This window comes from Mycobacterium sp. TH-M11, from assembly GCF_057473725.1.
Genome location: NZ_JBYCLD010000277.1, coordinates 1 through 5,017, shown reverse-complemented (window position 1 = coordinate 5,017; position 5,017 = coordinate 1). Strand labels below are relative to the sequence as shown.

Here is a 5,017-nt window from a genome sequence, read left to right as displayed (position 1 = left end):
TAACACGTCTCTGGGGTAACACGTCTCTGGGGTGGCACTCTTTTTTTGTTTTGTGACCAGATGCGATATCACCGGCGGATGGTGATATCGCATGTGTCGTCATTTCGAAAAACGGGTGGCTACCAGCTGACGTTGCTGGAGTGACCGATGGTGACTGAGTGGCTAGGCCTGCGTCATCCGGTAGTAGGCGCCACGGCGGGCCAGCAGTTCGCCGTGGCTGCCCTGCTCGACGATCTTGCCCGACTCCATCACCAGGATCACATCGGCGTCGCGGATCGTCGAAAGGCGATGGGCAACAATAAAACTCGTCCGGTCGCGGCGCAGCTCATGAGTGGCCTTGGCGATCAGCAACTCGGTGCGGGTGTCCACCGAGCTGGTCGCTTCGTCGAGCACCAGCAGCTGCGGCCGGGCCAAAAATGCCCGCGCAATGGTGATCAGCTGACGCTCGCCGGCGCTGATGTTGCCTCCGCCGTCGTTGACCTGGGTGTCGTAGCCACCCGGCAGCGAATGCACGAACCGGTCCACATGGGCCGCCCTCGCCGCGGCGATAACCTCGTCGTCGGACGCGTCGGGCCGACCGTAGGCGATGTTCTGCTTGATGGTTCCGCTGAACAGCCAGGTGTCCTGCAGCACCATCCCGATGCGTGAGCGCAGCGACTGCCGGCTCACCGCGGTGATGTCGACGCCGTCGATCAAAATCCGTCCGGAGTCGACGTCGTAGAACCGCATCAGCAGGTTGACCAGCGTCGTCTTGCCCACGCCCGTGGGCCCGACGATCGCGACCGTACTGCCCGGCTCGGCGGTGAACGACAAACCGTCGAGCACCGTGGCCCCCGGTTGATAGCCGAAGCTGACGTTGTCGAATTCAACTCGACCCGTTGGCATTTCGGGAAACAGGCCTGAGCGGTCCGCAGGTTCCTCGGGCTCGTCGAGCAGTTCGAAGACCCGTTCGGCGCTGGCGAGCCCGGATTGCAGCGCGTTGTACATCGAGGCCACTTGGTTTAGCGGTGCGTTGAACTGGCGCACGTATTGGATGAACGCCTGGATGTTGCCGACGGTGATCTGCCCGGTCGCCACCTGGATGCCGCCGACGACGGCGACGGCGACGTAGCTGAGGTTGCCGATGAATGTGGTCGCTGGTGCCACCATCCCCGAGATCAGTTGGGCGCCGAAGCTGGCCTGGTACATCTCGTCGTTGAGTCGACGGAACTCGTCTTCGGTACTGGCCCGCTGTCCATAGGTGCGCACCAGGGTGAACCCGCTGTAGGTCTCTTCGATGTGGGCGTTGAGCCGGCCGGTGTTGGTCCACTGCGCCAGGAACAGCCGCTGGGATCGCCGGGTGATCGCCCGGGTCACAACGATCGTCAGCGGCACGGTCAGCAGGGTCAGCCCGGTCAGCAGCGGCGAGATGCTCAGCATCATCAGCAGCACGGCCGCGATGGTGAGCACCGCGCTGAGCAGTTGGGTGATCGTCATCGACAGCGACGTCTGCAGGTTGTCGATGTCATTGGTGACCCGGCTGAGGATTTCACCGCGTCGCCGGGTGTCGAAGTAGGCCAGCGGCAGCCGGTGCAACTTGTCTTCGACGTCGCTGCGCAGTGCCTGCAGCGACCGTCGCACGGTGACGTTGAGCAGCCGCGCCTGTGCGTAAATCATCACGGCGGCAACCAGATACATGCCCAGTGCCAGCGCTAGGGTGCGGGCGACCGCGCCGAAGTCGACGCCGTGGCCGGGCACCATGTGCATGCCCGACAGCAGGTCGGCAAACGCGGTGTCACCGCGGGCCCGTGCTGCGGCGACGGCCTGGTCTTTGGTGATCCCCGCGGGTAGTCGGCGTCCGATGAAGCCGTTGAAGAGCAGGTCGGTGGCGTGGCCGAGAATCCGTGGGACGACGACGCCTACGACGGTGCCGAGGATGCTCAGCGCCATCACCGCGACGGCCGTGTGCCGTTGCGGCGCAAGCAACTTCACCAGGCGGATGGTCGATCCGCGGAGGTCTCGCGGTCGCGTAGACGGGGGAGCGGGCGCTGGTCGCTGGGCCGTCGTCATCGCGCGTGGCCCACTTCGGCGCCCAGCGACTGCGAGTCGGCGAACTCCCGGTAGGTCGCCGACTCCGCCAACAATGATTCGTGCGTGCCGGTGCCCACGATCCGCCCGTCCTCGATGACGATCACCTGGTCAGCATCGACGACTGTCGAAATGCGTTGTGTGACAACGATTATTGTTGCATCGCCGGCTACCGAGGCCAGCCGGGCGCGCACCAGCGCGTCGGTGTGCACGTCGAGCGCGGAGAACGCGTCATCGAACACGTAGATCGCCGGACGGCGGATCACCGCCCGCGCGATCGCCAACCGCTGCCGCTGGCCGCCGGAGAAGTTGACCCCACCCTGCGCGACGCGCATCTGCAGGCCGTCGGGGTGGGCCTCGACGAAGTCGGCGGCCGCAACCCGCAGCGCCGACCACATCTCGTCCTCGGTCACCGTCCGGCCCGAAGCCGCGCCGAACCGCAGATTGTCGGCGACAGTCCCGGCGAACAGGTAACCGCGTTGGGGCACCAGCCCGATCGTCGACCACAACTCGTCGATATCGCGGGCACCGACGTCGACCCCGCCGACCTGGACGGCGCCGGCAGAAGCGTCGTACAACCGGCAGAGCAGCGCCACCAGCGTCGACTTGCCCGAACCGGTGCTGCCGATGATGGCGGTCGTGGTAGCGGGCTGTGCCGTCAACGAGATATCCTGCAGCACAGCTTTTTCCGCACCAGGATAACGAAACGACGCGCGGTCGAGCCGAATCATGCCCGGGGCCGCGATCGGCCGCACCGGATTTGACGGGTTACGCACGGCGGCAACGGTGGACAGCACCTCGGTGATGCGTTCGGCGCACACGGCGGCGCGCGGCAACACCATCACGGTCATCGTCGCCATTACCACCGCCATCAGGATCTGGGCGAAGTAAACCAGGAACGCGATCAGCGATCCGACCTGCATCTGGCCGCTGTCGATGCGCAAGCCGCCGAACCAGATCAGCGCCACGCTGGAGCAGTTAATGGTCAGCGTGGTGACCGGCAGCATCAGCGCCTGCCAATTGCCGGCCGCCTGCGCGGTGGCCGAAAGCGCCACATTGGCGTCGTCGAAACGCTGTCGCTCGAACGGCTCTCGGGCGAATGCCCGCACCACCCGCACGCCGGAAAGCTGCTCGCGCATCACCCGGTTGATGTTGTCGATCAGTCGCTGCATGCTGCGAAACAGCGGCAGCGTCCGCGAGATGATCGGGTAGTTGGCGGCCACCAGCACCGGAATGCTGACCAACAGCAGCCACGACAGTCCGGCGTCTTGGTGAACCGCCATCGCGATGCCGCCCGCGCACATGATCGGCGCAGCGACGAGCACCGTGCAGCCCATCTGGACCAGGAACTGGATCTGCCGCACGTCGTTGGTGGTGCGGGTCAACAGCGTGGCCGCGCCGAATCGGGCGGTCTCCTGCTCGGAGAACGTGGTGACCTGATGAAACATCGCCGAGCGGAGGTCGCGGCCGACACCCATCCCGGCGCGGGAGCCGAAGTAAAGCGCGCCCACCGCGCACAGCACCTGCAGCGCGGTCACCGCGAACATCAGCCCGCCGAGTCGGATGATCGTGGGAGTGTCGCCCTTGGCGATGCCGTCGTCGATGATCGTGGCGTTGACCGTCGGCAGGTACAGCGAGGCCAGGCTGCTGACCACCTGCAGCGCCATCACCGCTGTGACCAGCGATCGGTACGGCCGCACGAACTGGCGCAGCAGTGCCACGAGCATCCGATAACTCTTGCACACAAGAAACCACAGCTCACCGCGTGTGCGATGGTTGCCATCCGGTGGTGCCGCTACAGTGCAACCTGTGATCACCAGAAGGCGCGGGTAGCGGTGCGACGTAACGTGGCGGCGCTGGTGTGCGCAACGGCAGTCCTGGTCCCAATGGCGGCAGCCTGCTCGGGTTCCGATTCCGGCTCCACGTCCCAGTCGTCTGGGTCGACGGCGCCGGCGTCCGGCAACGGCAGCCACGGTCCGATGTTTCCGGAGTGCGGCGGCATCAGCGACGAGACGGTGAACAAGCTGACGCAGATCAACGGGCTGGTCAACACGGCCAAGAACTCGGTGGGCTGCCAGTGGCTGGCCGGCGGTGGGATCCTCGGGCCGCACTTCTCGTTCTCCTGGTATCGCGGGAGCCCGATCGGGCGTGAACGCAAGACCGAGGAGCTGTCGCGGTCCAGCGTCGAAGACATCAACATCAGCGGCCACAGCGGGTTCATCGCCGTCGGCAACGACCCGCAGTTGGGTGACTCGCTGTGCGAAGTAGGAATCCAGTTCAACGACGACTTCATCGAATGGTCGGTGAACTTCAATCAGAAACCGTTCCCCGACGCGTGCAACGTCGCTAAAGAGCTTGCGCGCCAAACGATTGCGAACGGCAAATGAGCCTTAGCGTGTCGCGCCGGATGCTGGTGAGCGTGGCGGTGTTGGCCACCGCACTGTCGGTGTCGACCGGTTGCACCAGATCGGTCGCCGGCACCGCGCACAGGGCGGGCGCCGGCGACGTGCCGCGCAACAACACCTCCGAGCAGCAATACCCGAACCTGCAGAAGGAGTGCGAGGTCCTGACCACCGACGTGCTGGCCAAGACGGTCGGCGCGGACCCGCAGGACATTCAAAGCACCTTCGTCGGGGCGATCTGCCGCTGGCAGGCCGCCAACCCGGGTGGTCTGATCGACATCACCCGGTTCTGGTTCGAGCAGGGCAGCTTGGACAACGAACGCAAGGTCGGTGAGTTCTTGAAGTATCAGCTCGAGAACCGATCCATCGCCGGTGTGCCGTCGATCGTGATGAAGCCCAACGATCCCAACGGCGCGTGCGGTGTCGCCAGCGACGCCGCCGGCGTGGTCGGGTGGTGGGTGAACCCACAGGTGCCCGGTATCGATGCCTGCGCGCAGGCCATCAAGCTCATGGAGCTCACGCTCTCGACCAATTCCTGACGCCGCGAG

General features: G+C 65.4%; 4 protein-coding genes. 2 read left to right on the top strand and 2 right to left on the bottom strand.

Annotated elements, in window-relative coordinates; genetic code table 11:
• Positions 1–162 precede the first annotated feature (162 nt).
• Both AC2VOG_RS11600 and AC2VOG_RS11595 read right to left on the bottom strand, forming a co-directional pair.
• Entirely contained in the window at positions 163–2,049 is a 1,887-nt protein-coding gene (locus AC2VOG_RS11600; protein WP_486940042.1) for an ABC transporter ATP-binding protein, read from the bottom strand.
• Positions 2,046–3,794 (bottom strand): ABC transporter ATP-binding protein, encoded by a 1,749-nt coding sequence (locus AC2VOG_RS11595; RefSeq protein WP_486940041.1) that lies wholly within the window; start codon positions 3,792–3,794, stop codon positions 2,046–2,048. The genes AC2VOG_RS11600 and AC2VOG_RS11595 overlap by 4 nt, the downstream gene beginning before the upstream one ends.
• A 108-nt stretch (positions 3,795–3,902) precedes the next feature.
• Here AC2VOG_RS11595 and AC2VOG_RS11590 point away from each other — a divergent pair, with 108 nt between their 5' ends.
• Positions 3,903–4,454 (top strand): DUF3558 domain-containing protein, encoded by a 552-nt coding sequence (locus AC2VOG_RS11590; protein ID WP_486940040.1) that lies wholly within the window; start codon positions 3,903–3,905, stop codon positions 4,452–4,454.
• Positions 4,451–5,008 (top strand): DUF3558 domain-containing protein, encoded by a 558-nt coding sequence (locus tag AC2VOG_RS11585; RefSeq protein WP_486940039.1) that lies wholly within the window; start codon positions 4,451–4,453, stop codon positions 5,006–5,008. The genes AC2VOG_RS11590 and AC2VOG_RS11585 overlap by 4 nt, the downstream gene beginning before the upstream one ends.
• The last annotated feature ends 9 nt before the right edge of the window (positions 5,009–5,017 follow it).